Raw genomic sequence first — 538 nt, 5'->3', positions numbered from 1 at the left:
GGGAAGACCTCAACCTCCCCGAGGACGAGCCCCGCGAGAACTGGCTCCGCCTCCCGGACAAGCTCGGCGCCGAGGGCGCCCGCATCCTGATCCGCCTGCCCTGGTCGTTCCGGGGCACCCAGGGCGAGAAGGACGACGTCACCAGCCTGCTGAACTCCCGCCTCCCGGGGGAGTGGCAGGGCCGGTTCACCTTCACCGGCGAGCACTTCAGCGCGGTCTACACCCACAAGCCCCCGCCCAAGGCGCCGGCCCCCGAGCCCGCACCGCCGGGCGCCGTGGATATCTGGGACCCCAAGGTTCAGGAGATCCTGGCCTCCCTCGGGCCGGATGAGTTCTACCTGGGGCAGGACACTTTCGACCGTCCCGTCATCCAGAAGATGTCCGACGAACAGGCCCACTGGGCCCTGTCTGTCGGCTCCGGTGGCGGTAAGTCGGCATTCCTTCAGTGGCTTGCCATTCAGATGCTGATGAAGCGCGGAACCGTCGTCATCATCGACGGCAAGATGGTCAGCATGACGCCCCTGATCGGAATTCAGGG

Annotated in this window: 1 protein-coding gene; it reads left to right on the top strand. The window is 67.1% G+C overall.

Going from position 1 to position 538, the window contains the following annotated elements; all coding sequences use genetic code 11:
• Positions 1–538: hypothetical protein (locus IE249_RS35620; RefSeq protein WP_229860053.1), on the top strand; the 538-nt coding region annotated here is incomplete at both ends.

Origin of the sequence: Streptomyces anandii JCM 4720 (assembly GCF_014650655.1) — a bacterium.
Classification (GTDB): domain Bacteria; phylum Actinomycetota; class Actinomycetes; order Streptomycetales; family Streptomycetaceae; genus Streptomyces; species Streptomyces anandii.
The sequence above is the reverse complement of the archived record's forward strand: the minus strand, read 5'-3'. Positions and strand labels throughout refer to the sequence as shown.